This window comes from Microbacterium wangyouchuni, from assembly GCF_054072595.1.
Window position 1 is genome coordinate 173,961 of record NZ_JBSVRM010000004.1, and the last position, 24,718, is coordinate 198,678.

The 24,718-nt window shown below is 64.2% G+C and carries 22 protein-coding genes and 1 tRNA gene; 12 read left to right on the forward strand and 11 right to left on the reverse strand.

All coding sequences use genetic code 11. From position 1 onward, the window contains the following. Position 1: 1 nt before the first annotated feature. The 3 genes from ACW5CM_RS08170 to ACW5CM_RS08180 all read left to right on the forward strand — a co-directional run bounded on the left by ACW5CM_RS08170 (position 2) and on the right by ACW5CM_RS08180 (position 3,327). Positions 2–1,270, forward strand: a complete 1,269-nt coding sequence (locus ACW5CM_RS08170) for a sensor histidine kinase (RefSeq protein ID WP_457124731.1) — start codon at positions 2–4, stop codon at positions 1,268–1,270. Continuing rightward, positions 1,267–1,935 (forward strand): response regulator, encoded by a 669-nt coding sequence (locus ACW5CM_RS08175; RefSeq protein WP_439254365.1) that lies wholly within the window; start codon positions 1,267–1,269, stop codon positions 1,933–1,935. The genes ACW5CM_RS08170 and ACW5CM_RS08175 overlap by 4 nt, the downstream gene beginning before the upstream one ends. A gap of 102 nt (positions 1,936–2,037) precedes the next feature. Continuing rightward, positions 2,038–3,327, forward strand: coding sequence for an acyltransferase family protein (locus tag ACW5CM_RS08180; protein ID WP_457124732.1), 1,290 nt, complete (start codon positions 2,038–2,040; stop codon positions 3,325–3,327). On the opposite strand, the gene ACW5CM_RS08185 is transcribed toward ACW5CM_RS08180, so the two are convergent. Genes ACW5CM_RS08185 through sufB form a run of 6 tightly spaced genes read right to left on the reverse strand, consistent with a single transcriptional unit; the run spans position 3,320 to position 8,534 of the window. Then, positions 3,320–4,474: a MalY/PatB family protein gene (locus tag ACW5CM_RS08185; RefSeq protein WP_457124733.1), complete on the reverse strand. Its 1,155-nt coding sequence runs from the start codon at positions 4,472–4,474 to the stop codon at positions 3,320–3,322. The genes ACW5CM_RS08180 and ACW5CM_RS08185 overlap by 8 nt on opposite strands. Before the next feature lies 1 nt (position 4,475). Continuing rightward, a complete protein-coding gene (locus tag ACW5CM_RS08190; protein ID WP_438255887.1) occupies positions 4,476–4,805 on the reverse strand; it encodes a metal-sulfur cluster assembly factor in 330 nt (109 codons plus the stop codon). A 9-nt stretch (positions 4,806–4,814) separates the two neighbouring features. Then, positions 4,815–5,585 (reverse strand): Fe-S cluster assembly ATPase SufC, encoded by a 771-nt coding sequence (sufC, locus tag ACW5CM_RS08195; protein WP_438255888.1) that lies wholly within the window; start codon positions 5,583–5,585, stop codon positions 4,815–4,817. 1 nt (position 5,586) lies between these two features. Beyond that, on the reverse strand, positions 5,587–5,913 hold the full coding sequence (locus ACW5CM_RS08200; protein WP_438255889.1) for a non-heme iron oxygenase ferredoxin subunit: 327 nt from the start codon (positions 5,911–5,913) through the stop codon (positions 5,587–5,589). Next, the gene (sufD, locus tag ACW5CM_RS08205) at positions 5,910–7,115 is read right to left on the reverse strand and encodes a Fe-S cluster assembly protein SufD (protein WP_438255890.1); all 1,206 of its coding nucleotides are present in this window, start codon (positions 7,113–7,115) and stop codon (positions 5,910–5,912) included. Before sufD ends, ACW5CM_RS08200 begins: the two co-directional genes overlap by 4 nt. Beyond that, the gene (gene sufB, locus ACW5CM_RS08210) at positions 7,116–8,534 is read right to left on the reverse strand and encodes a Fe-S cluster assembly protein SufB (RefSeq protein ID WP_438255891.1); all 1,419 of its coding nucleotides are present in this window, start codon (positions 8,532–8,534) and stop codon (positions 7,116–7,118) included. A 284-nt stretch (positions 8,535–8,818) separates the two neighbouring features. On the opposite strand from sufB, the gene ACW5CM_RS08215 reads away from it, so the two are divergent. Further along, positions 8,819–9,853, forward strand: a complete 1,035-nt coding sequence (locus ACW5CM_RS08215; RefSeq protein WP_457124852.1) for a COX15/CtaA family protein — start codon at positions 8,819–8,821, stop codon at positions 9,851–9,853. A 307-nt stretch (positions 9,854–10,160) separates the two neighbouring features. Here ACW5CM_RS08215 and ACW5CM_RS08220 read toward each other — a convergent pair whose 3' ends face one another. After that, positions 10,161–11,081 (reverse strand): heme o synthase, encoded by a 921-nt coding sequence (locus tag ACW5CM_RS08220; protein WP_457124853.1) that lies wholly within the window; start codon positions 11,079–11,081, stop codon positions 10,161–10,163. 200 nt (positions 11,082–11,281) lie between these two features. Here ACW5CM_RS08220 and tkt point away from each other — a divergent pair, with 200 nt between their 5' ends. The 6 genes from tkt to pgl are packed head-to-tail and all read left to right on the forward strand — an operon-like array spanning position 11,282 to position 19,382. Then, positions 11,282–13,384, forward strand: coding sequence for a transketolase (tkt, locus tag ACW5CM_RS08225; protein ID WP_457124734.1), 2,103 nt, complete (start codon positions 11,282–11,284; stop codon positions 13,382–13,384). Then, positions 13,381–14,493 carry a transaldolase gene (gene tal, locus ACW5CM_RS08230; RefSeq protein WP_457124735.1) on the forward strand — a complete coding sequence of 371 codons (1,113 nt, stop codon included), beginning with the start codon at positions 13,381–13,383 and terminating at the stop codon, positions 14,491–14,493. Before tkt ends, tal begins: the two co-directional genes overlap by 4 nt. Then, positions 14,490–16,097, forward strand: a complete 1,608-nt coding sequence (locus tag ACW5CM_RS08235) for a glucose-6-phosphate isomerase (protein WP_457124736.1) — start codon at positions 14,490–14,492, stop codon at positions 16,095–16,097. Before tal ends, ACW5CM_RS08235 begins: the two co-directional genes overlap by 4 nt. A gap of 23 nt (positions 16,098–16,120) precedes the next feature. Continuing rightward, entirely contained in the window at positions 16,121–17,668 is a 1,548-nt protein-coding gene (gene zwf / locus ACW5CM_RS08240) for a glucose-6-phosphate dehydrogenase (RefSeq protein WP_438255787.1), read from the forward strand. Beyond that, the gene (locus ACW5CM_RS08245; protein ID WP_438255786.1) at positions 17,665–18,600 is read left to right on the forward strand and encodes a glucose-6-phosphate dehydrogenase assembly protein OpcA; all 936 of its coding nucleotides are present in this window, start codon (positions 17,665–17,667) and stop codon (positions 18,598–18,600) included. The genes zwf and ACW5CM_RS08245 overlap by 4 nt, the downstream gene beginning before the upstream one ends. A gap of 5 nt (positions 18,601–18,605) precedes the next feature. Beyond that, positions 18,606–19,382 (forward strand): 6-phosphogluconolactonase, encoded by a 777-nt coding sequence (gene pgl / locus ACW5CM_RS08250; protein ID WP_438255785.1) that lies wholly within the window; start codon positions 18,606–18,608, stop codon positions 19,380–19,382. Here the strand turns inward: pgl and ACW5CM_RS08255 are convergent. Further along, positions 19,376–20,425: a DMT family transporter gene (locus ACW5CM_RS08255; RefSeq protein WP_438255796.1), complete on the reverse strand. Its 1,050-nt coding sequence runs from the start codon at positions 20,423–20,425 to the stop codon at positions 19,376–19,378. The genes pgl and ACW5CM_RS08255 overlap by 7 nt on opposite strands. 62 nt (positions 20,426–20,487) lie before the next feature. On the opposite strand from ACW5CM_RS08255, the gene def reads away from it, so the two are divergent. Both def and ACW5CM_RS08265 read left to right on the forward strand, forming a co-directional pair. After that, positions 20,488–21,054, forward strand: coding sequence for a peptide deformylase (gene def / locus ACW5CM_RS08260; protein WP_438255784.1), 567 nt, complete (start codon positions 20,488–20,490; stop codon positions 21,052–21,054). A 119-nt stretch (positions 21,055–21,173) separates the two neighbouring features. Beyond that, complete coding sequence (locus tag ACW5CM_RS08265; protein ID WP_439254353.1) at positions 21,174–21,704, forward strand: septum formation family protein; 531 nt, start codon at positions 21,174–21,176, stop codon at positions 21,702–21,704. 161 nt (positions 21,705–21,865) lie between these two features. Here the strand turns inward: ACW5CM_RS08265 and ACW5CM_RS08270 are convergent. From ACW5CM_RS08270 to dnaG, 3 genes are all read right to left on the reverse strand, one after another. Further along, positions 21,866–21,938 (reverse strand) — tRNA-Asn (locus ACW5CM_RS08270). 106 nt (positions 21,939–22,044) lie between these two features. Further along, positions 22,045–22,821: an ATP-binding cassette domain-containing protein gene (locus tag ACW5CM_RS08275; RefSeq protein ID WP_438255782.1), complete on the reverse strand. Its 777-nt coding sequence runs from the start codon at positions 22,819–22,821 to the stop codon at positions 22,045–22,047. Positions 22,822–22,858: 37 nt separating this feature from the next. Continuing rightward, positions 22,859–24,718, reverse strand: a complete 1,860-nt coding sequence (gene dnaG, locus ACW5CM_RS08280; protein WP_439254351.1) for a DNA primase — start codon at positions 24,716–24,718, stop codon at positions 22,859–22,861.

Here is a 24,718-nt window from a genome sequence, read left to right on the forward strand (position 1 = left end):
CATGAGGTCGAAGAAGCGCGCTGCGCCGCAACCCGCCGCACAGCGCCGGTGGCCGTGGCCGCGCAACCGGCACACCGCCCTCATCGTGATTCTGACGACGGCCGCTGTTGCGCTGTACAGCGTGCTGGTTCCGGTGCACGTCACCTTCTACGGCAGTCCGGTTGCTATGACGATGCTGCTGGGCGCGATCGCCGTGGCCGCTCCGCTCGTCTCGCTCCGTTACCCTCGAGTCGCGATGATCGGCTTCACGGCATCGGCCGTGCTGATTCCACTTATGGTCTCCCGCCAGATGGTCGTGGCAGCCCCGTGGCCCTGGTCGGTTCCTCTGCTCATCGCCTTCGCGATCATGGTCGCCAGCGTCACGTTCCGCCACGGGTGGCGATATGGACTCATTCAGCTGATCGTCGGTGCCGTTGCCGGAGTGATCGCGTCGGTGATGCTCCCGGCAATCCCGAGCGGTAACTCGCTCATCGTCACCACCTCAATCCTGACCGGTGTCTACCTGCTCTCCTTCCTGCTCGTCGGCCGCCTGCGGCTGGGGGACGAACTCACGCGCGAACGCGCACTTACCGCGCAGGAACAGTCCCGGCGCGAACTCGTTGAAGAGCGCACACGGATCGCACGAGAACTGCACGACGTCGTGGCCCACAGCCTTTCTCTGATTCAGGTGCAGGCATCCACCGCGCGTTACCGTGTTCCCGATCTCGCACCCTCCAGCGCCGCCGAATTCGAATCCATCGCCGCCTCGGCCCGTGAATCGCTCTCCGAGATGCGCAGGATCCTGGGCGTACTGCGCATGGAAGACCACGCTGCCGACCTCGCCCCGCAACGGGGAATCGATGACATCGCCGCGCTTGTGGATGCCACCAGGCGCGCCGGTGCCGCCGTCTCACTGATCCACCACACGGCCGGCGAAGATGTGAGCGCTTCGACCGGGCTCGCCGTCTACCGCATCGTCCAGGAATCACTGAGCAATGCTGTGCGCCACGCGCCCGGCACCGCAATTTCCGTGACCGTGACAGATGACGATTCTGACATCGTGCTGATCGTCCATAATGTTCACTCTCCTCAGGCCGGCGACCCGGCGGCGAGCCAGACCGCCACCGTGACGATGGGGCATCCCGGCGGCCATGGTTTGCGCGGTATGACCGAGCGTGCGACGCTACTCGGCGGGAGCATCCAGGCAGGCGATGATGCTGACGGCGGCTGGACAGTCGCCGCACGCGTGCCGAAGAACCCCCTCTCCCCTCCCGCGGAAGGCAATCTGTGACGATCGAAGTACTCATCGCCGACGACCAGGCGATGGTCCGCGCCGGATTCGCTGCCCTGCTGGATGCCCACGACGGCATCACCGTCACCGGCCAAGCCGCCGACGGCGCAGAAGCAGTTGCGGTCAGCACCCGCGTGGACCCGGACGTGATCTTGATGGACGTGCGGATGCCGAAACTCGACGGTATTGAAGCGACCAGACGCATCCTCGGTGACGGTTATCCCGCGGCGAAGGTACCGCGCATCTTGATGCTGACCACTTTCGACATCGACGACTACGTGTACGACGCGCTTCAGGCTGGCGCCAGTGGGTTTCTCCTGAAGGACGCCCTGCCAGAAGAGCTCGTCCACGCCGTGCGCGTGATCGCCGCAGGTGACGCGCTGCTGTCGCCGAGCGTGACGCGTCGCATGATCGCGCAATTTGCCGCGCAGAAGCCACGCACCACGGCATCCGCCCATCTGCTCAGCGAACTCACCGAGCGCGAGCGCGAGGTGTTGATTCTCCTCGGTCAGGGAAATTCGAACAGCGAGATCGCATCCGCGCTTTTCATTGCGGAGCAGACCGTCAAGACGCATGTCGGCAAGGTACTGGCCAAGGTCGGCGCACGCGACCGCGTTCAAGCCGTGATATTCGCCTACGACACCGGCTTGGTCGAACCCGCCTGACGCCTCTGCCACCTGGGTAGGGGGTCACTCGACACCTCCGGGTGATGTGCGGCTACACAGCGACTCCATAGTCTCCTCGAACAGTCACCGAGGAGGAACCCCATGGCCATCGCCGAGGCACCCCAGCGCAGCGCACCGACCGCCCGACACTTCACTACCCGCGACCCGGGAATCGACTTCATCCGCGCCCTCTGCGTACTGGGCGTCGTGCTGCTGCACTCGATGATGGTCGGGGTGACGGTGACGGCATCCGGTCCCGTGTTCGAGAATGCCAGCGACGGCACGGCATGGATCGCTCCGCTGAGCTGGATCCTCCAGGTCATGCCGCTGTTCTTCGTCATCGCGGGGTTCTCGGGCCTGCTCGCCTACCGGCGCGTGCGCGAAAGAGGTGGCACCCCAGCAGAATTCATCGCAGCTCGAATCCATCGCTTGCTACTGCCCGCCACCTTCGCGATCGGGATCGTCGGCGTCGCTCTTGCCATGCTCACCGTCGCCGGCGTCCCGGCCGATCTCATTGCCGTTGCCGGGTTCAGATATGGGCAGCCCCTGTGGTTCCTCGGAGTCTTCCTGATCTGCCAGGCGCTGCTGCCGGCGCTGGCTGGGGCCCACCGCCGCGCTCCCCTGCTCACCATCGGCGCTCTCGCAGCAGCGGCCGTGACGGTCGACGTCATGCGTTCGCTGACGGGGTTGGATGGGCTCGGTTTCATTAACCTCGCGTTCGTATGGATGACACTGCAGCAACTCGGTTTCTTCCTCGCCGACGGGAGCATCGACGCGATGAGCAGACGACACAGGATGCTGGCGGGCATCGCCGCCGCCACCGCACTGATTCTCACCTTTGTCTGCGGAATCTACTCCCCCGACCTCATCGCGAACATCAACCCACCGACCGCGGCATTGCTGCTCGTCGGAGTCGCACACACTGCCGCCCTGTCGCTGTTCCGAGACCAAATCGCACAGTTCAGCCGGCGCCCGCGCGTTGCCGCTTTCACGCGATTCGTCACCCCTCGCACGATGACGATCTACCTCTGGCATATGCCTGTACTGCTGGCGATGGCCGGCGCGACCGCCCTGTACGCGATGTCGATCGGGATCGCCCTTCCTGAGCTGAACAGCATCGAATGGTGGATTGGCCGCCCGCTGTGGCTGGCCACAGCGCTTGCCTGCACCACCACGATCGCGATGATCTTCGCGCGGATCGAGGCTCAGCGGGCACCCGCAGCCACAGAGTCACTTCGCCGTCTGTCCGTCGCGATCCTCACCGGTGCGACCGCGGTCGTGATGCTGCTCGTGTTCGGTACCAGTCTGCTCACTGCCTGCAGCGCCGTGCTGATACTCGTTCTGTCGCTGCGACTCGCTCGAGCAGACAGCGCACGCGTTGCGGTCAGCTGACGTCGAGAGCGGCGATACGAGTGATGGCCTCGGTGATGATCTCGGGACTCGTACCGAAGTTCAGCCGGACGTGACCGGCCCCCTCGGCTCCGAACGCCGGACCGAAGTGCAGCGCGACCCTCGCCTCCCGAAGGATCCGCTTCGATGGGTTGTCACCCCAGCCGAGACCGGCAAGGTCGATCCAGGCGAGGTATCCGGCATCCGGCAGGCGATAGCGCGCGGCCGGGAGATGCTGGGCGAGCAGATCTGCCACCAACCGTCGGTTCTCATCAAGGGTGACCAGAAGACTGTCGAGCCACACGTCGCTCTCTTCCGCGAATGCGGCGACGGCGGCGAGCATCCCGAACTGGCCGGTGCGCCACTCGACTTCGATGGGCAGCGACCGCAGGACTCGAGTGGTGTTGTCAGAGGCTGTCACCATGAGCGCGCACTTGAGACCGGCGAGGTTGAATGCCTTGCTCGCACTGACGACGGCGTAGCCGACCGCGCGAGCATCATCCGATATCGACAGGAAGGGACGGAACCCGGTATTCGGTTGCACGAGGGGCGCATGGATCTCGTCGGACACCACCGCAGCGCCGTGCGCGGCGGCAAGCTCAGCAAGCGCCGTCAAAGATGCCGCCGAGTGCACGGTGCCGGTCGGATTGTGTGGATTGCACAACAGCACCGCTCGGGCGCCGGCTTCCAGTGCCGCCCGGATGCCGTCGAGGTCGAGCTCCCACCCTGTTCCCGTGTCTCGCAGCGGAACACGTTCGACGATGGCGCCGGCCTCTTCGACGAGGTCAAAGAATGGCGGATACACGGGCGTCGTGACGATGACACGCTCGCCCGGCGATGTGACGCGCCGCAGAATCTCGACGATGCCCATGCTCACATCGGCAGTAGAACGCATGCGTGCAGCATCCGGAGCCCAGCCGAAACGACGGTGCGCGAATTCGGTGTATGCCTCGGCAAGTGGGGTGCGTGAAGCCACGTAACCGGTGTCGCCGATCGAAATGGCACGCTCAAGCACCCGAGTGATCTCGGGCGCCAGAGCGAAATCCGTTTCGGCTACGAACAGCGGCAGCACATCGGCGGGGTACTCCCGCCACTTCTCGCTGGTGCGCTCGCGAAGAGCATCCAGCGAAAGAGCGCGGAGCCGTTCCATGTCAGATAGCGAAGCCGAGCGCCCGCATCATGTCGCGTCCGTCATCGGTGATCTTCTCCGGACCCCACGGCGGCATCCACACCCAGTTGATGCGGAAGCGGTCAACGACGGAGTCCAGCGCCTCTGCCGTCTGCTCTTCGAGCACATCGGTCAGCGGGCAGCCAGCGCTCGTCAGTGTCATGTGGATGACGAGAGCATCGTTCTCGTCATCCCAGCTCAGGTCATAGATGAGGCCGAGGTCGACGACGTTGATCCCGAGCTCCGGGTCCATGACGTCCTTCAGAGCCTCGGTGACCTCGTCGAACTTCTCTGGGGCAAGCGTCGCGGTCATGACCTCAGCCTACGCTTCGATCGGCGCAGCAGGGTCGAAGAAGCGGTCGTAGCCTTCTTCCTCAAGGCGATCAGCCAGTTCAGGCCCGCCCTCTTCGACGATCTTTCCGCCGACGATCACGTGCACGAAGTCCGGACGGATGTAGCGCAGAATGCGGGTGTAGTGCGTGATCAGAAGCACGCCGAGTCCGGTGGACTCCTTCGCGCGGTTCACGCCCTCCGACACGATCTTCAGCGCGTCGACATCGAGACCAGAATCGGTCTCGTCGAGCACGGCGAACTTCGGCTTGAGAACCTCGAGCTGAAGAATCTCGTGACGCTTCTTCTCGCCACCGGAGAAGCCTTCGTTGACGTTGCGCTGCGCGAACTTCGGGTCCATGCGCAGGTTGGTCATCGCGGACTTGACGTCCTTGGTCCACGAGCGGATCGCGGGAGCTTCACCGTCGAGCGCGGTCTTTGCGGTGCGCAAGAAGTTCGTGACCGTCACACCGGGGATCTCCACCGGGTACTGCATCGCGAGGAAGAGACCGGCGCGCGCACGCTCGTCAACGCTCATCTCGAGAACATCGTCACCGTCGAAGGTGATCGAGCCGCTGGCGACGGTGTACTTCGGGTGACCGGCGATCGTGTACGCCAGTGTGGACTTGCCTGAGCCGTTCGGGCCCATGATGGCGTGCGTCTCACCGGTCTTCATGGTGAGGTTGATGCCGTTGAGGATCGGGGTCGTCCCCGCCTCGGTCTCGACCGTCACGTGCAGGTCGCGGATCTCAAGAACAGACATTTCAGACTTCCTTCGTCACGGTCGGATCAATGAGCACGTCATCGCCGTTGATTTCAACGACGTAGACCGGAACGGGCTCATAAGCGGGGAGATTCTGGGGGATGCCGGTACGCAGCGAGAAGGCGGAGCCATGGGCCCAGCATTCCAGCGTGTCGCCTTCAACAAACCCCTCGGACAGCGAGATCTCGCCATGGGTGCAGGTGTCACCGATCGCATGGATCTCACCGGCGGAGTCGAGAACGATCGCCATCGGGACACCATCGAGCTCAACGCGCAGCGGAGTGTCCTGCTCAAGATCGGTGATGCCGCAGGCGCGCTGAGCGCTCATACGTTGACTCCGGCGAGTTCGGTATCGATCGCCGCGAGCAGTTCACTTTCCAGCGACGGGATGCCGAGGCGCAGCACGATGTCGGTGAGGAAGCCGAGCACCACCAGACGGCGAGCCTCTTCTTCAGAGATGCCGCGAGTCTGCAGATAGAACAGCTGCTCGTCGTCGAAACGTCCTGTAGCGCTGGCGTGGCCGGCGCCGAGGATGTCACCGGTCTCGATCTCGAGGTTCGGAATCGAGTCGGCGCGTGCGCCCGCGGTGAGCACCAGGTTGCGGTTCGCCTCGTAGGAGCTGGTGCCAGTGGCATCGCGTCCGATGAGAACATCGCCAATCCACACGCTGCGCGCACTCTCACCCTGGAGCGCGCCCTTGTAGAGCACGTCGCCGGTGGTGTGAGCGCCCTTGTGGTGCATGTAGACCTGGCTTTCCAGGTGCTGTCCGGCATCTGCAAATGTCAGGCCGTACATCTTGCCTTCGGAACCGGTACCGGCCAGCTCCAGGTTCGGGTTCACGCGCACGATTCCGCCGCCGAAGCTGACGATGAAGTGCCTCAGCTGTGCGTCCTTGTCGACGCGCGTCTGATGTGACGCGGCGTGGATGGCATCGTCATCCCAGCGCTGGACGGAGACGACGGTGAGGCGCGATCCTGCCCGAGCAATGATCTCGATGTTCTGCGCGTACTGGGCAGATCCCTGGTGACGCAGAATAACTGTTGCCGCGCTGTTCTCCTGCGCCTCGATCACGATGTGAGCGTCGGCACGCTTGTCAGCGCCCTGGCCCGTCACCGTGACAAGGATCGGTTCAGCGACCTCTTCATTGCGCGGGATGCGCACGTGCATGCCGTCGACGCTTCCCTGCCAGGCCACAGCTGCCACGATGTCTTCCGGAACGAAGAACTCGCCACGCGGCGCTGTACCTGCGGCCAGCGTGTCGGCAATGTACTGCTCGCCGCTGGTGATCTCGTAGGTGACACCGTCATTTGATTCAGCCGGAGTGAACAGGCCGCTCAGACGAGCAACCGGTGTGTGCTTCCAGTTGACCTCGCGGCCGGTCGGAGTTCCGAAGTCGGCGGGCTCGAATGAGCGCGGTCGTTCGGATCGGGTCTGCACGGGAACGAATCCAGCATCTGCCACCTGGGCTGCCGGGTCGATGTGCGCGTTCGTCTGCTGCGCCGAGGTGGGCGCTGTCGTAGAGGCCGCCATTTAGCCGACCGATCCTTCCATGCCCATTTCAATGAGCTTGTTCAACTCCATTGCGTACTCCATCGGAAGTTCGCGTGCGATCGGCTCGATGAAGCCGCGGACGATCATCGACATCGCTTCGGTCTCTTCCATGCCACGGCTCATCAGGTAGAACAGCTGCTCTTCGCTGACTTTCGAGACGGTGGCCTCGTGGCCGAGTTTCACGTCATCGACACGAATGTCGATTGACGGATAGGTGTCCGATCGAGACTGGGTGTCAACGAGCAGTGCGTCGCAGATGACCGAGTTCGACGAGTGGTGCGCGGCTGGATCAACACGGACTTCTCCGCGATAGCCCGTGCGTCCGCCGCCACGGGCGATCGACTTCGAGACGATCGATGACTGCGTGTACGGAGCCATGTGGATCATCTTGGCGCCAGCATCCTGATGCTGACCGGGACCTGCGAAAGCAACGGAGAGCGTCTCGCCCTTGGCATGCTCGCCCATCAGGTAGATCGACGGGTACTTCATCGTCACCTTGGAGCCGATGTTGCCGTCGACCCATTCCATAGTTGCGCCCTCGTGAGCGACAGCGCGCTTGGTGACGAGGTTGTAAACGTTGTTCGACCAGTTCTGGATCGTCGTGTAGCGAACGCGTGCGTTCTTCTTCACGATGATCTCGACGACGGCCGAGTGCAACGAGTCCGACTTGTAGATCGGGGCGGTGCAGCCTTCGATGTAGTGAACGTAACTGTCCTCATCGGCGATGATCAGCGTCCGCTCAAACTGACCCATGTTCTCGGTGTTGATGCGGAAGTACGCCTGCAGGGGGATCTCGACGTGGACGCCCTTGGGGACGTAGACGAATGAACCACCCGACCAGACGGCCGTGTTGAGGGCGGCGAACTTGTTGTCGCCAGAGGGAATGACGCTGCCGAAGTATTCTTCGAAGAATTCGGGGTGCTCACGCAGCGCAGTGTCCGTGTCCATGAAGATGACGCCCTGCTCCTCCAGATCCTCGCGGATCTGGTGGTAGACGACCTCGGACTCGTACTGGGCGGCGACGCCGGCGACAAGACGCTGACGCTCGGCCTCCGGGATTCCCAGACGCTCGTAGGTTTCACGAATCTCAGCCGGGAGTTCTTCCCACGACTGCGCCTGCTTCTCTGTGGAGCGGACGAAGTACTTGATGTTGTCGAAGTCGATATCGCTGAGGTCTGCGCCCCAGGTCGGCATCGGCTTGCGTCCGAAGAGCTGCAGAGCCTTCAGACGGGTCTTCAGCATCCATTCGGGTTCTTTTTTGAGCCCCGAGATACCGCGGACAACATCTTCAGAAAGACCACGCTTGGCGATGGCGCCAGCGGCGTCTTCATCGTGCCAGCCGAACTCGTACACCCCCAGACCATCGAGTTCTGGGCGGTCGATCAGCACATCCGACATCACACACTCTCCTTGTTGGACCCAAACGGTGTCATCCGCCCCGGCACGCCATAGCCCCGCAGATGATACGGGGTGGGAGCCGCTGGTGGGCCTCATCACGGACGCATTCTTCGCGCCTAAACTGTTGGTGATGCACCTTGCGCTGAGCGCATGCATCGCAACAATCCGATTCTACAGGTTCCCCCTGACAAACGGGCCGTGCCCAGCGCCAGGAACGGGCCGGAGGACGCATGCCCGAAACCGCAGAACTCACCGACTCCCCCGAACGCGTTGGCGGATCCGCCATGATCGGTCGACCGTTGCGCGTTCTGGCGTGGTTGTCGTTCCTGGCCGAGGTGATCATCATCGGCACCGGCGGCGCTGTTCGACTGACCGGATCGGGACTCGGATGCTCGGAATGGCCGCTGTGCACACCGGAGTCGCTCGTTCCGACACCGGAACAGGGCATCCACGGCATCATCGAGTTCGGCAACCGCACGATGACCGGCTTGGTCGGGCTCCTCGCTATCGCCGTGCTACTGCTGGTGCTGCACTCGGTCGGTGGACGCCGCCCCGTCAGCGCGGCGCTCTGGTTTGCGGGCGGCGGCATCGTCGTCGGCGTCGTATGCTTCGCGATCACTTCGGCACTCGGACTTCCCGGCTTCCCGTTCTTCTCCCTGGGCCTACTGCTGGTGACGATCATCGCAGGGGTGCATTCCCTTCGAACGACGCCGATGCGCCGCGATCTCTCCGCGCTGGCGTGGATCGTCCTGATCGGTGTTGTCGCGCAGGCTTTCGTCGGCGGCATCACCGTGCTCACCGGATTGAACCCCTCGATCGTCGGGTTCCATTACGTGTCATCGCTGCTGCTGGTGTGCGCGACCGCGGCATTCCTGGTTCGCCTGGATGCCGCTCCCGGTCCGCGCGAGCGCGCCGTGCCCGTCTGGTTCGCGATCGTGACGCACGTCACCGGTCTGGCTCTGGCCGCGACGATCTTCTTCGGTGTGCTCACCACGGGGTCCGGGCCGCACTCGGGCGATGTGAACGTCATCCGTGACGGCTTCGACGCCACGGTGCTCGCACACATTCACTCCTGGCCCGGCTACATCCTCGCGGCGCTGCTGACGGTGCTGACAGTGTTCGCCTGGGTGCAGCGGCTTCGGCCGCGCCGGTGGCTCCTGGTGCTCGTCCTCGCTGTTCTGGTGCAGGTGGCAGTCGGAGTGTGGCAGTCCCGCGATGGCCTCCCCGGACTCCTCGTCGGCATCCACATGGTTTTGGCCGCGCTCTCCGCCGCCGCGTACACCGTCGTGGTGCTGCGCCTCAAGCGCCCCGCCCCCTGATCCGCCCGCGCCCCGCGCCCCCGCATCCCTCTTGCGAGTGGGCGCCCGTGGCTCACTTTTGGGGAAAAAGTGCGCCACAAATGGCCACTCGCAGGTGGCATTCAGGCGTGGGGTCAGAACGGCAGCAGCGGGTCAACCGCTACGGCGCGAGAAGCGTCATAGCCAGCCCCGGATCGTGCAAGACCACGAGAACTGTCAGGCAGGTCCCGAGACACAACTGTCAGAAAAGCAGTGGGCGCCCGTGGCTCACTTTTTGGGAAAAAGTGCGCCACAAATGGCCACTCGCAGGCGGTATTCAGGCGTGGGATCAGAACGGCAGCAGCGGGTCAACCGCTACAGCGAGGAAGAGCAGCGTCAGGTAGCTGATCGATGCGTGGAAAACGCGCATCGGACGCGGGTTCGCCCCCCGAACCGCCTGGCTGTACAGCCGGTGCGACTCGTACACGAACCAGCCGCCGAAGACGACTGCCGAGACCGAATAGACCAGCCCCATGTTCGCAACCGGGATAAGCAGCAGCGAACATGCCAGCGTCGCCCAGGCGTACAGGATCACCTGCAGGCCCACCTGCGAGGCGTTGCGCGTAACACCGAGCATCGGAACATCCGCGTCGACGTAGTCATCGCGGTACTTCATCGACAGCGGCCAGTAGTGCGCCGGGGTCCACAGGAAGATGAGTGCGAACAGGATGATCGCTGGCCACGCGACTTCACCGGTGACAGCTGACCAGCCGATGACGACCGGGAAACATCCCGCAATACCGCCCCAGATGATGTTCTGCTCGGTGCGGCGTTTGAGGATCAGCGTGTAGATCACGACATAGAAGAAGATCGCACCTACCGACAAGGCTGTCGTCAGCCAGTTGGTGGTCAGCGCGAGCCAGCCAGTCGATACCACGGCGAGCACCCACGAGAAGATCAGGGCTGCTCGTGGTGACACTTCGCCAGTGATGATCGGCCGGTTCTCGGTACGGCGCATATGCGCGTCCATGTCACGGTCGATGTACATGTTGAAGGACGCGGCAGAGCCCGCGCTCAGCGATCCGCCGATGACGGTGGCCAGCACGAGCCAGAGGTTCGGCATACCGCCCTCGGCAAGGATCATGACCGGAACGGTGGAAACGAGAAGAAGCTCGAGAACACGCGGTTTCGTCAACGCGACATATGCCTTGATAGTCCGACCGAACGAGCGGTTCACCGCCGTCGTCTGCGACATGGTCGAGATAACGATCGCCTCCTCAGCGCACACCAACGACAACCCTCTCATTCTAGGGCAAGCAAACTGAACGACTCGCGACGTAAAGCGCATTTCGCGGTTGCGCTCACAGCGCTATGCTGAAAACCACTCGCGCGCCCGGCGCTGTGCACCTGTCCGTGACGATGCGGACGCGCTGAAGGAATTCGGGCGCCCTCGTAGTTGTTGGAAAGGGTATGACCGTGACAGAACTCCAGTGGGCTGAGATCGATCGACGCGCGGTAGATACCGCCCGAATCCTTGCGGCGGATGCCGTGGAGAAGGTCGGCAACGGTCACCCTGGTACGGCGATGAGTCTCGCTCCCGCGGCGTACCTCCTCTACCAGCGTGTCCTGCGCCACGACCCGACCGACACCGATTGGCTCGGTCGCGACCGTTTCATCCTTTCGGTCGGTCACTCCTCCCTCACGCAGTACGTACAGCTCTACCTCGGTGGTTTCGGTCTCGAACTCGACGACCTCAAGTCGCTGCGCACGTGGGGCTCGAAGACTCCGGGGCACCCCGAGTACGGCCACACCAAGGGCGTCGAGATCACCACCGGACCGCTCGGTCAGGGGCTCGCATCCGCTGTCGGCTTCGCCTACGCTGCCCGCTACGAGCGCGGCCTGTTCGACCCGGAAGCCGCCGCTGGCACCAGCCCGTTCGACCACTTCATCTACACGATCGCCGGTGACGGCGACCTGCAGGAGGGCGTCACCAGCGAAGCTGGCTCGCTCGCCGGCCACCAGCAGCTCGGCAACTTGATCGCGATCTACGACTCGAACCAGATCTCGATCGAGGACGACACCAACATCGCCTTCACCGAAGATGTCGCCGCCCGCTATGCGGCCTACGGATGGCACGTGCAGACGGTCGATTGGAAGAAGACCGGCGAGTACATCGAAGATGTCGCCGAGCTTCACGCTGCGATCGAGGTAGCGAAGGGCGAAACGACTAAGCCGTCGCTCATCATCCTCAAGACGATCATCGGCTGGCCCTCGCCCGGAAAGCAGAACAGCGGAAAGATCCACGGCTCTGCTCTCGGCGCCGACGAGCTCGCCGCGACCAAGAAGGTTCTCGACTTCGACCCCGAGCAGAGCTTCGTCGTCGCCGACGACGTGCTCGAACACACCCGGGCTCTGGCTGATCGCGCCGCCGAGGAACGCGCTGCCTGGCAGAAGTCGTTCGATGCCTGGGCCGCCGCAAACCCCGGGCGCAAGGCGCTGCTCGACCGCCTGGAGGCGAAGGAGCTTCCCGCCGACATCGACTCCGCACTGCCGGTGTTCGAAGCGGGCAAGGAGGTCTCCACTCGCGCAGCATCCGGCCAGGTGATCAACGCGCTGGCTGCTGAGCTGCCTGAGCTGTGGGGCGGCTCCGCCGACCTTGCCGAGTCAAACCTCACCACGATCAAGAACGCCGCCTCCTTCATCCCCGCGGAGTGGTCGACCCATGAATGGTCCGGCAACCCGTACGGCCGCGTGCTGCACTTCGGCATCCGCGAGCACGCGATGGGCGCGATCATCAACGGCATCGTGCTGCACGGCCCGACCCGGGCCTTCGGCGGCACCTTCCTGATCTTCAGCGACTACATGCGCCCGGCTGTGCGTCTGGCTGCGCTGATGAACATCCCGAGCATCTTCGTGTGGACGCACGACTCTGTCGCCCTCGGCGAAGACGGCCCGACCCACCAGCCGGTCGAGCAGCTCGCAGCACTGCGTGCGATCCCCAACTTCACCGTCGTGCGCCCCGCGGATGCGAACGAGACCTCGGCCGCCTGGCTCGAACTACTGCGCCGCCACGGCTCCCCCGCTGGCCTCGCACTCACCCGTCAGAACATTCCGGTGTTCGAGCGCGGTGATGGCGAAGCATCCGGCGAGGTCTTCGCATCGGCTGCCAACGCCGCCAAGGGTGCCTACGTGCTCGCCGAAGCACCCAACGGCACGCCGGACGTCATCCTGATCGCAACCGGCTCTGAGGTTCAGCTCGCTGTTGCCGCTCGCGAAACACTTGCCGGCGAAGGAATCAACGCCCGCGTCGTCTCCGCTCCGTCATTGGAATGGTTCGACGAGCAGGATGCCGCGTACCGCGAGTCCGTGCTCCCCGCCGCCGTCACAGCGCGTGTTTCGGTTGAGGCCGGATCCGCGCTGACGTGGCGCGGCATCGTGGGTGACAAGGGTCGTTCCGTCGCGATCGACCACTTTGGTGCATCCGCCGATTACAAGACCCTGTTCCAGAAGTTCGGCATCACCGCCGAGGCCGTCGTCGAGGCGGCGCGCGAAAGCATCAAGGAGAACGCATGAGCACCCCCACCGCAGATCTCGCAGCCGCCGGCGTCAGCATCTGGCTCGACGACCTCTCTCGCACCCGCATCAACTCCGGCAACCTCGCGGAGCTGATCGAATCGCGCAACATCGTCGGTGTGACCACTAACCCGACGATCTTCGCAAACGCGATCACCGACAAGAACGACACCTCCTACGACGCTCAGGTCACCGAGCTGGCCGGCTCCGGTGCCACCGCTGAAGACGCCGTGTTCGCGGCCACCACGCAGGACGTCGCCGCCGCTCTGGACGTATTCCGTCCGGTGTGGGAGAAGTCCGGCCACGTCGACGGCCGTGTCTCGATCGAGGTCTCCCCCGACCTCGCACACGACACAGACGGCACCGTGGCACAGGCCAAACAGCTGTGGGAGAAGGTCGACCGCCCGAACCTGCTGGTGAAGATTCCTGCCACCAAGGCCGGGCTTCCCGCAATCGCGCAGGCGATCGGCGCTGGCATCAGCGTCAATGTCACGCTGATCTTCAGCCTCGAGCGCTACGCCGAGGTCATTGACGCCTACCTGACAGGCCTGGAGACCGCGAAGGCTGCCGGCATCGATCTCGCCACGATCCACTCGGTTGCATCGTTCTTCGTCTCGCGCGTGGACACCGAGACCGACAAGCGCCTCACCGTCATCGGCACCGCCGCTGCGGAAGCACTCAAGAGCAAGGCCGGCCTCGCCAACGCGCGGCTCGCCTACGAGCTGTTTGAGCAGACGTTCGCCGCCGACCGTGCGAAGGCACTTGTGGATGCCGGTGCAAACCTGCAGCGTCCACTCTGGGCCTCGACCGGTGTCAAGGACCCGGCACTGCCCGACACCCTGTACGTCACCGAGCTCGTCGCCCCCGGCGTCGTCAACACGATGCCTGAGAAGACTCTCGAGGCGACCTTCGACCACGGCGTCATCACCGGTGACACCATCACTGGCGGTTACGAAGAGGCGCGTGCGGTCTTCGCCGGGCTCGCCGAGGTCGGCATCGACTTCACCGACGTCACCCAGTTGTTGGAAGACGAAGGCGTGACGAAGTTCATTGACTCTTGGCACGACCTGCTCACCCAGGTCGCAGAAGGGCTTGAGGCGCAGCGATGACGTTCTCGATCCACGCCTCGGGCGCCGCGAAGGCAGCGATCGAAGAGGTCGTCCCACAGCTGGTGGGCGATCTCATCGCTTCGCGCATCACCGGTTTCGATTCCACACTGTGGGGCGAAGCCGCTGAGGAAGAAGCATCCAAGCGCCTGGGCTGGGTCGAAGCGGTTTCGGTCTCGCGACCGTTGGTTCCTGAGATCATCGCGTTGCGGGATCAGTTGCGCGCCCTGGGTGTGAATCGCGTGGTTCTCGCCGGTATGGGTGGGTCGTCTCTGGCGCCTGAGGTCATCAGTCAGACCGCGGGCGTCCCGCTCACGATTCTCGACTCGACCGCTCCTGGACAGGTTCTGGCCGCTCTTGATGAGGGGTTGGAGCACACGGCGCTCGTCGTGTCGTCGAAGTCCGGGTCCACTGTCGAGACCGATTCGCAGAAGCGAACCTTCGAGGCCGCATTCCGCGACATGGGCATCGACCCCACCGAGCGCATCGTGATCGTGACCGACCCCGGTTCGCCGCTGGATGCTGCCGCGCGCGCCGACGGATACCGGGTCTTCAACGCCGATCCCAACGTCGGTGGGCGCTACTCGGCGCTCACCGCCTTCGGCCTGGTTCCGTCGGGACTTGCCGGTGTCGACATCGCCGAGCTTCTCGACGAGGCAGAAGCCACGCTGCTGCAGGTCGCGGTCGATCAGGCTGACAACCCGGCGCTGCGTCTGGGCGCTGCGATCGCCGCCACGAACCCGCGTCGTGACAAGCTCGGGCTGATCACCGATGGCACGCACATCGTGGGGCTACCGGATTGGATCGAGCAGCTGATCGCCGAGTCGACCGGCAAGGAAGGCACTGGCATCCTTCCGGTCGTCCTGCTTCCGGTTTCGCCCGAGGTCGACGAGGTGCCGTCGGATCTGCAGATCGTACGCATTGTCGACGACGCCAACGAATTCCACCTGCGCGAACGTCACCAGGGCGAGATCCTCGTCAGCGGCACGCTCGGCGCGAATCTGCTGGTCTGGGAGTACGCCACCGTGATCGCGGGCTACCTTCTCGGCATCAATCCCTTCGACCAGCCGGATGTCGAATCCGCCAAGGTCGCAGCCCGCGGCCTGCTGGATGCTCGTCCCGAGCCGACTGCGCCGGCGTTCGTGGAGAACGGCATCGAGGTGCGTGTCTCGGATGCTGCTCTTGCTGTCTCCGGCAATATCGAGGCCGTGTTGGATGCCCTGTGGGCGCAGCTGCCCGAGGACGGTTATGTCTCGATTCAGGCATATGTCAATCGCCTGGAGCTGACGCAGCTGCAGGGCCTTCGCGAACTTGTCGCGGCCGATTCGGGCCGCCCGACGACATTCGGGTGGGGTCCGCGCTTCTTGCACTCGACGGGTCAGTACCACAAGGGCGGCCCGGCCCAGGGTGTTTTCCTGCAGATCTTGGAGCGCACTGACGTCGACCTTGAGATTCCCGAACGCCCGTTCACTTTCGGCCAGCTCATCCAGGCACAGGCTGCCGGCGATGCCGCTGTGCTCGCCGAGCACGGTCGTCCGGTCGTGACCCTCACCATCACCGATGACTCAGCCGATGTGCTCGCGCTGTTCGAAGCCGCCCAGAAGTAAATTCGTAGGAGACTCCCGCACCGATGACCGTTTCCGTTTCGCGCGGCAATAACCCCTTGCGCGACCCCGATGACCGTCGCCTCAATCGCATCGCCGGCCCCAGTGCCCTGGTGATCTTCGGCGTGACCGGCGACCTGTCGCGTAAGAAGCTCATGCCCGCGGTGTATGACCTGGCAAACCGGGGGCTGCTGCCCCCGGGTTTTGCGCTGGTCGGCTTCGCCCGTCGCGATTGGGAGGACCAGGATTTCGCTCAGGTCGTCTACGAAGCGGTGAAGGAGCATGCCCGCACCGAGTTCCGCGAGGAGACCTGGCAGCAGTTGCTGCAGGGCATCCGTTTCGTCTCCGGTGAGTTCGACAACCCGGAGTCCTTTGCGAAGCTGCGTGAAACCGTCGAGAAGCTCGATGTGGAACGCGGCACGATGGGCAACCACGCGTACTACCTGTCCATCCCGCCGAAGTCCTTCCCGCTGGTGACCAAGCAGTTGAAAGACTCGGGACTCGTCGGTGAGGATCGCGACAGCGATCATTGGCGCCGCGTCGTCATCGAGAAGCCGTTCGGACACGATCTGGATTCGGCGCGTGCGCTCAACCAGGCGCTGGAGGTGGCTTTCCCGGCCGACTCGATCTTCCGCATCGACCACTACCTCGGCAAGGAGACGGTGCAGAATATTCTGGCGCTGCGCTTCGCGAACGAGCTGTACGAGCCGATCTGGAACCGCAACTACGTCGACCACGTGCAGATCACGATGGCCGAGGATATCGGCGTGGGCGGGCGGGCCGGCTACTACGACGGCATCGGTGCTGCGCGCGACGTCATTCAGAACCACCTGCTGCAGCTCCTGGCACTCACCGCGATGGAAGAGCCCATCAGCCTGTCGGCGGAGCACCTCCGCTCCGAGAAGGAGAAGGTTCTCGCGGCGGTCAAACTGCCAGACGATCTGTCCCAGGCGACAGCGCGCGGGCAGTACGCCGGTGGCTGGCAGGGTGGCCAAGAGGTCGATGGTTTCCTCGGCGAGGACGGCATGAACCCCGAGTCGATCACCGAGACCTATGCCGCCATCAAGCTGGAGATCGCGAACCGTCGCTGGGCTGGCGTGCCGTTCTACCTCCGCAGCGGCAAGCGTCTGGGCCGCCGTGTGACCGAGATCGCGGTGGTGTTCAACCGCGCCCCGGAGCACCTGTTCGGGCGCAGCAATGCTTCTGAGCTCGGGCAGAACGCGCTCGTCATCCGCGTGCAGCCTGATGAGGGCGTCACGATCCGATTCGGTTCGAAGGTTCCCGGCACCGGCACGAACGTGCGCGATGTGACGATGGACTTCGGTTACGGCCATGCCTTCACGGAGGCGAGCCCGGAGGCCTACGAGCGACTGATCCTCGACGTGCTGCTGGGCGACCCACCGCTGTTTCCCCGCCATGAGGAGGTGGAGCTGAGCTGGAAGATCCTCGATCCGGTAGAGAAGTACTGGGCAGCCGAGGGCGGACCGCTGGAGCAGTATGCTCCCGGCTCCTGGGGGCCAGCATCCGCTGATGCCCTTCTTGCCCGTGACGGACGCGTTTGGAGACGACCGTGATCATCGACCTTCCCGACACCACCGTCAGCCAGGTTGCCAAGCAACTGGTTAAGGTCCGTGAAGAGGGCGGCGCTGTCGCTCTCGGCCGTGTTCTGACCCTCATCATCTCAGCGCGCAACGGCGTCGCCGAGGCCGCTATCGACGCCGCCAACGATGCCTCGCGCGAGCATCCGATGCGTGTCATCGTGCTCACCACGGGCGAAGGTGACGCTCATCTGGACGCTCAGATCCGCGTTGGCGGGGATGCCGGAGCCAGTGAAGTGGTCGTGCTGCGCGCCTACGGCGCGGCGGCCAGCAACGAGGAAAGCCTCGTCACAGGTCTGCTGCTACCCGATGCCCCTGTGGTTGCGTGGTGGCCGGAGCAAGCACCGGTCGACCCGGCAGCATCGCCGCTGGGCCGCATCGCTCAGCGCCGGATCACGGATGCCGCCAACAGCGACGATGTGCGCGAGCAACTCATCCTGCTCGGAACGTCGCATGCTCCGGGTGACACTGATCTCGCCTGGACGCGTCTGACGCACTGGCGCGAGCAGTTGGCTGCTGTGCTCGACCAGCCTCCGTACGAGACAATCACCTCGGCTGAGGTGTTGGGGGCTGCGGCTTCTCCCTCTACCGCTTTGCTCGCCGCCTGGCTGCAGTTGTCGTTGGATGTGCCGGTGCGCTGGCAGTACGAGGATCCGTCCCACTGGGAAGCAGGCATCAAGTCGGTACGGCTCACCCGTGCCAGCGGCGATATCCTGCTCGAGCGTCCTGAGACCAGCGTCGCTGTGCTCACGCAGCCCGGCCAGCCCGACCATGAGCTGCACCTACCACGACGCACCCTGCGCGAGTGCCTTGCTGAGGAGCTCCGACGCCTCGACCCCGACGTCCTGTACGGTCGAGTGATCACCGAGGGCTGGCAGAAGCTCGGTGCGCCTGAGACAGGAGACTGAACGCAATGGTGGCATCCGCGGAGAAGCTCGTCGTCGTGGAGCAGACCCCGACCGCTCTCGCCGAGCGCGTCGCGGATCGTTTCCTCACCCGGGTGAAGGCACGCACCAAGAACGGTCGCATCGCACACATCGCTCTCACCGGCGGCTCTATGGGCGGTTCCGTACTGCAGGCCGTCCGCGAGCACCCGAAGGTCGACAAGATCGACTGGTCACTCGTGCACTTCTGGTGGGGAGATGAGCGCTTCGTTCCCGCTGATGACGCCGATCGCAACGCGGTGCAATCCCGTGAGGCGCTGCTGAACCACATCGCGGTTCCGGCTGAGAACGTGCACGAGGTTGCCGCATCTGACAGCGGTAAGACTTTGGATGAGGCGGCCACCGACTACGCAGCCGAACTGCAGAAGTTCGGCACCGACGAACACCCGTGGCCGTCGTTCGCGGTGTGCTTCCTCGGTGTCGGCCCCGATGGTCACATCGCCTCGCTCTTCCCGGATCGCACCGAGGTCACCGAGACGGATGCTGCGGCGCTGCCGGTGCGGGACTCGCCGAAACCACCGGCAGAGCGGGTGACGTTGACGCGTCCGGTCATCAACTCGTCCAAGCGGGTCTGGCTGGTGCTTACGGGAGCCGACAAGGCCTCCGCGCTCGGACTCGCTCTCGCTGGCGCCAGCTACACAAATGTGCCGGCAGCCGGCGCCAAGGGGCGCAAGCGCACGATCTTCTTCGTCGACCAGGCAGCAGCCGCAGAGGTCTCCGAAGACCTCATCGATCAGGCTTACTGACCGCGCAGTTCACCGTCTTCGTCGCCGCGCAGTTCGGCTGCGCTCCCGTCCGCTGATTCCGTCGGAGGATTGGCCACGATTCCCGTGCCGTCGCTGCCGCGGCGAATGGCCAGCTCCTGGCTCTCGCTGAGGACCTGTGGGTGGTACCGGGCGAGTCCGACCACTCCCCACACGGCAATCGCACCGGCCACTGCGAAGCACACCAGAACCCACTGCGGGGCTGCTGCGGCCTCCCCGAGGACCAGCATTCCGATCAGGACGGCGATCAGCGGGTCAACGACGGTGAGACCGGCGATGACGAGGTCTGGCGGGCCGGAGCTGTACGCGGTCTGCACGAAGTATGCGCCGACGGCAGAAGCCGCGACGAGTGCGATCACGCAGACCAGGGTGATCCAGTCGAACTCCCCTGCCTGCACCCGTTTGATGACCGCTTTGGCCAGCGTCGCGACGAAGCCATAGAGAATACCGGCACCGACCACGTAGAACAGCGCGCGCATGCGGTGGCGCAGGACCAGCCAGCATCCGCCGAGCGCGATGATCACGACCAGCAGGATCGCCAGAATCGTGAAGAGCTCGCGATCCGCGATCTCTTGCTCGGTGGCGAATATTGCAGCGAAGAACACGAAGATGAAGATGCCGCCGACGCAGGCCCCGATCGCGATCAGCGATTTCTTCGTGGGCGTGTGTCCGGAGATGCGGGCGTTGAGGAGCGTAGTGATCACCAGGGCGATCGCCCCTAGCGGCTGGACCACGATGAGCGGTGCGACCGCGAGCGCGGCGAGTTGACACACGATGGCCAGCATCAGCATGACGGTGCCGATGATCCAGGACGGGCGGGTCAGCAACCGCTTGAGCTGCTCGATGCTCAGGCCCATGGCACCGTCGGCGCCGCTGAGCCGCTCCACCTTCTCCACGCCACGGTGCTGATACTGCGCTCCGAGCGACATGAACACGGCGCCGGCGAGGGCGAGCGGGATCCCCAGCAGGAGTGCCGGGTTCTGAAATGCGCCGACAAGCTGATCGCCGACATCCGACGCGGTCATCCATACGCTTGCACTCACAGGGAAAACATTACCGGGCGTAACCTGCACAGTAGGGTTGTGGCGTGGCTGTTCTACCGATTCGCATCATGGGCGATCCTGTTCTGCACTCTCTCGCATCCCCCGTCGAAGAGATCGACGACGAGATCCGCGCTCTCGTGGCTGACATGTACGAGACGATGGATGCCGCTCCCGGCGTCGGATTGGCCGCACCTCAGGTCGGTGTGGCCTTGCGCATTTACACCTACGCGTATGTCGACGACGATGACCAGCCCTGGCGCGGGGTTCTGATCAATCCGGTCCTGTGGATGTCACCGCCGGAGCCCGGCTCCCCCGACCCGGAAGAGGAATCCGAGGGATGCCTGTCATTCCCCGGTGAGCGTTTCGCGCTGCGACGAGCGGACCGCGTTCTCGTGACCGGTCTCGATTTGGACGGTTCTCCCGTGCGCATCGAGGTCGACGGGTGGCGTGCGCGCATCATGCAGCACGAATTCGATCACCTCGACGGCATCCTCTATGTCGATCGCCTGTCTGACAGTGATTGGAAGACTGTGCAGAAGATCTCCCGCAAGCGTGGATGGGGGCGTCCCGGATCGAGTTGGATGCCCGGCATCGACGATCTGGATGGCTGAGCGCGTAGCGTTTTTCGGACGCATTTTCAAAGTTGCGGCGCATATTCACGCTGAGTAGCGTTCACTGAGGGCAGGTTGATGTTTCCTGCCCTCCACAGCTTTCTATGAGGGAATGACGAATGAAAATGCGTACACGCACGGCTTGGGCCTTTGCCGGCTCCGCGGTTGCTCTGAGCCTTGCGCTCAGCGGATGCAGCAGCATGGTGCTCGGCGTCGGCGACGCCCAGCGCGATGACGGAGGCAACGTCACCGAAGAGGCGACGATCGACATCTTCTCGCTCAAGGTCGGCGACTGCATGCCCGAGAGCGACACGGCCGGCGAGATCCAGGACACGCCCGTCGTGCCCTGCGAAGAGCCGCACACCAACGAAGTGTTCTTTGAGTTCGAGCTCACCGGCGACACCCTGCCCAGCGATGACGAGATCACCGCCGAGGTTGAGGCGCAGTGCGTGCCGGCGTTCGCCGACTTCGTCGGATTCGACTACTTCGAGTCCGTGCTCGACTTCTGGTGGCTGACGCCCACAGAAGAAACCTGGGACAGCGCCGATGACCGCCTCGTGCAGTGCGTCCTCTACGAGCCCGACCCCGCTGACCCGACCGGCGAGACACCGCTGGAGATCACCGGATCGCTGAAGGGCGCCACACGCTGATCGTTTTCTCGCACTGTTTTTGAAGAGGCTCCACCATCCGGTGGGGCCTCTTCTGCTTCTGGTGAAGCAGGCGCTGCCGCACGCTGATTACGCCGCGGCGGCCGCGCACGCCCAACGAGAGAAGGCGCCCCATCCCGGAGGATGTGGCGCCTTCTGTTTTGCTCCCCAAATTGGACTCGAACCAATAACCTGCCGATTAACAGTCGGCTGCTCTGCCAATTGAGCTATTGGGGATCAGGCACTGTCGCCGAGGCAACTCTACAATCTTAGCAAACTCCTGCAGGTGCTTGCGACATCGCCCGAGCCCTCGGGCGTGTCGTCGAACCACGCGGCGAACGGGTCACCGCACGCGCGAATCGGACTGCCCATTCGGCACCCAGAGCAGGTCCTTTCCCACCCCGCGGGCAACGACGTGCCCACCCCTGAGCATCAACGTCTCCGCGTTCAACTCGCGGATGAATGCGGCGTCGTTCGTGACCAGCAATGCGCCGAGCCCCTGATCCTTGCGCCGACGGGTGATCGCATCGAACACGACCGGTCGAACCTCGAGATCGAGGTTGGCCAGTGGCTCATCGGCGATGAGTACGCGCGGCTCGAGTACGAATGCCCGGGCAATCGCCACCCGCTGGCGCATCCCGGCGCTCAGCTCATACGGAAACTTCGATGCGGTTCCCAACGGCAGGTGCATCTCATCGAGGAGCGTCGCGACACGGATCGCGAGGGCCTTGGTGTTCACCCGCTTCTCACGGATAAGAATGGGTTCGGAGATCACTTCGCTGATCGTCAGTGTGGGCGGCAGATCCGCACCGGCGCTCTGCGGGATAAACCCCGTGCGGTAGGTGAGCTCGCGGTGCCGACGTCCCGGCTTTCGCACGTTCACACCGCAGACCGAAGCGTGTCCGCCCACGATTCGAACCGAAGGATCGGTAGAACCTGCCAGAGCAGCCACCAGCGTCGACTTGCCGGAGCCGGTGGGTCCCGCGACGCAGATGAGCTCACCGGGCGAGAGTTCGAAGCTCACCCCGTCGACGGCCCGGGTGGCAAGGCCGTGCCCGACCCGATCGATAACCAGATCAGAACAGTCGATCGCGTACGGGGAAGAAGACCTGCCAGACATAACGCCCATCCTCCCCCGGATTCGGTATACCGGGCGGTTACGACTCGGTGAACCGCTGACGCTCGATGTCAAGATCCCGCAATCGTATTCGTAGCGCGCGACCACCGTCGGAATCTGCCGGCACGCGCTGCACGGCACCGAGAAGCTCGTTCTTCTCCCGATCGAGGTTGCGCAGCACCATACGCCGACAAAGATCGGCCGTCGACGCCACAGCCCCAGCCTCATCGCGCGCCGGGAACGGCGTCATCAGCAGCTCGCCGGCGAGGGAGCGGTACGGTTCACGCACGGCGTTTACTGCATCCATCGCCCACCCGACCCGGGTGCGATCCGGCACAGCCACGATGACCTCGCGGATGGCTTCGAGAGCCGGATGCCGGAACGGCACCTCCAGCGCCCGTGCCAGCATCGGCTGATCGACCTGGTGCCCGTATTGCAGGGCGCCCATCAGTGCACCACGCTCCATCACGACATCCGCCGTACGCGGCAGACTCGCCAGTGTCACCGGGGCGACAGCGGCGCTCGCAGCGTCAGTCGGCGCCGCCTGTGCGGGTTCTCGTCGTGCCTGTGTCTGACTCTGCCCGCGTGCCGCCCGCTCGACTTCAGCGCGCACCTCGGTGGGGTCCATGCCCAGCCGTCGCGCGAGAACCCGCTCGTATCCGGGCCGCAGAAGTCGATCCCGGATCTCGGCCACGATCGGGGCAGCAGCGCGCAGCGCTCCCACCTGGCCCTCGACTGTTGCCAGGTCGAATCCGGCAAGCTTTCGATCGATCGCGAATTCGAACATCGGCACTTTGGTGTCCATCAGCCCACGCACGGCGGCATCACCGCGCTGCAGGCGCAGATCGCACGGATCGAGGCCATTGGGCGCAACCGCCACGAACGTCTGTGCGTTGAAGCGGTCGTCTTCAGTGAATGCGCGCAGCGCGGCCTTCTGACCTGCCTCATCACCGTCAAACGTGAAGACCACCTCGCCGGATGCGGAATCATCACCCATGATCCGGCGCAGCACCTTGATGTGTTCGGTACCGAAGGCGGTGCCACAGGTTGCCACCGCCGTCGTGATCCCCGCCAGATGACAGGCCATGACGTCGGTGTACCCCTCGACGACAACAACGCGTCGCGGATCCCCCCGGGCGATGTCACGCTTGGCGAGATCGAGTCCGTAAAGGACCTGCGCCTTCTTATAGATCACGGTCTCTGGCGTGTTCAGATACTTCGGGCCCTTATCGTCGTCGAAGAGCTTCCGCGCACCGAATCCGATCGTCTGGCCGGTGACATCTCGAATCGGCCACACCAGGCGTCCGCGGAACCGGTCGTAGACACCGCGCTGCCCCTGCGACACGAGCCCTGCGGCCAGAAGTTCGTCGCGGGTGAAGCCCTGTGCGGTCAGCGCTTTCAGCATGCCGTCCCAACCCCGCGGAGCGAAGCCGACGCCGAAGTGCGCCGCTGCGCCCGCGTCGAAACCACGCTCGCCCAGAAACCGACGGCCGGTTTCGGCGTCGCTGGTGAGTAGTTGGCCGCGGAAGAACTCCGCTGCGGCGGAGTTCGCCGCGTACAGCCGGCTGCGCCCACTGTTGTCGGGCGCCGTTCCGCCATCTTCGTAGTTCAGTGTGTAACCGATGCGTCCCGCGAGCCGCTCAACGGCCTCGGTGAAGCTGACATGGTCCATCTCCCGCAGGAACGAGTAGACGTCGCCAGACTCGCCGCAACCGAAGCAGTGGTAGTAACCGACCTGCGGGCGAACATGGAAGCTCGGGCTCTTCTCATCGTGAAACGGGCACAGCCCCTTGAGGGATCCGACACCGGCAGACTTCAGTGCCACACGCTCACCGACGATATCGGCGATGTTCGTGCGGGATTTCACCTCATCGACGTCTGCTTGACGGATCCGCGCCAT

Coding starts and splice junctions, on each gene's coding strand:
- ACW5CM_RS08170 (WP_457124731.1), top strand. CDS start 2: ATGAGGTCGAAGAAGCGCGCTGCGCCGCAACCCGCCGCACAGCGCCGG.
- ACW5CM_RS08180 (WP_457124732.1), top strand. CDS start 2,038: ATGGCCATCGCCGAGGCACCCCAGCGCAGCGCACCGACCGCCCGACAC.
- ACW5CM_RS08185 (WP_457124733.1), bottom strand. CDS start 4,474: ATGGAACGGCTCCGCGCTCTTTCGCTGGATGCTCTTCGCGAGCGCACC.
- ACW5CM_RS08190 (WP_438255887.1), bottom strand. CDS start 4,805: ATGACCGCGACGCTTGCCCCAGAGAAGTTCGACGAGGTCACCGAGGCT.
- sufC (WP_438255888.1), bottom strand. CDS start 5,585: ATGTCTGTTCTTGAGATCCGCGACCTGCACGTGACGGTCGAGACCGAG.
- ACW5CM_RS08200 (WP_438255889.1), bottom strand. CDS start 5,913: ATGAGCGCTCAGCGCGCCTGCGGCATCACCGATCTTGAGCAGGACACT.
- sufD (WP_438255890.1), bottom strand. CDS start 7,115: ATGGCGGCCTCTACGACAGCGCCCACCTCGGCGCAGCAGACGAACGCG.
- sufB (WP_438255891.1), bottom strand. CDS start 8,534: ATGTCGGATGTGCTGATCGACCGCCCAGAACTCGATGGTCTGGGGGTG.
- ACW5CM_RS08215 (WP_457124852.1), top strand. CDS start 8,819: ATGATCGGTCGACCGTTGCGCGTTCTGGCGTGGTTGTCGTTCCTGGCC.
- tkt (WP_457124734.1), top strand. CDS start 11,282: ATGACCGTGACAGAACTCCAGTGGGCTGAGATCGATCGACGCGCGGTA.
- tal (WP_457124735.1), top strand. CDS start 13,381: ATGAGCACCCCCACCGCAGATCTCGCAGCCGCCGGCGTCAGCATCTGG.
- ACW5CM_RS08235 (WP_457124736.1), top strand. CDS start 14,490: ATGACGTTCTCGATCCACGCCTCGGGCGCCGCGAAGGCAGCGATCGAA.
- zwf (WP_438255787.1), top strand. CDS start 16,121: ATGACCGTTTCCGTTTCGCGCGGCAATAACCCCTTGCGCGACCCCGAT.
- pgl (WP_438255785.1), top strand. CDS start 18,606: ATGGTGGCATCCGCGGAGAAGCTCGTCGTCGTGGAGCAGACCCCGACC.
- ACW5CM_RS08255 (WP_438255796.1), bottom strand. CDS start 20,425: ATGACCGCGTCGGATGTCGGCGATCAGCTTGTCGGCGCATTTCAGAAC.
- ACW5CM_RS08265 (WP_439254353.1), top strand. CDS start 21,174: ATGAAAATGCGTACACGCACGGCTTGGGCCTTTGCCGGCTCCGCGGTT.
- ACW5CM_RS08275 (WP_438255782.1), bottom strand. CDS start 22,821: ATGTCTGGCAGGTCTTCTTCCCCGTACGCGATCGACTGTTCTGATCTG.
- dnaG (WP_439254351.1), bottom strand. CDS start 24,718: ATGGCGCGGATCCGTCAAGCAGACGTCGATGAGGTGAAATCCCGCACG.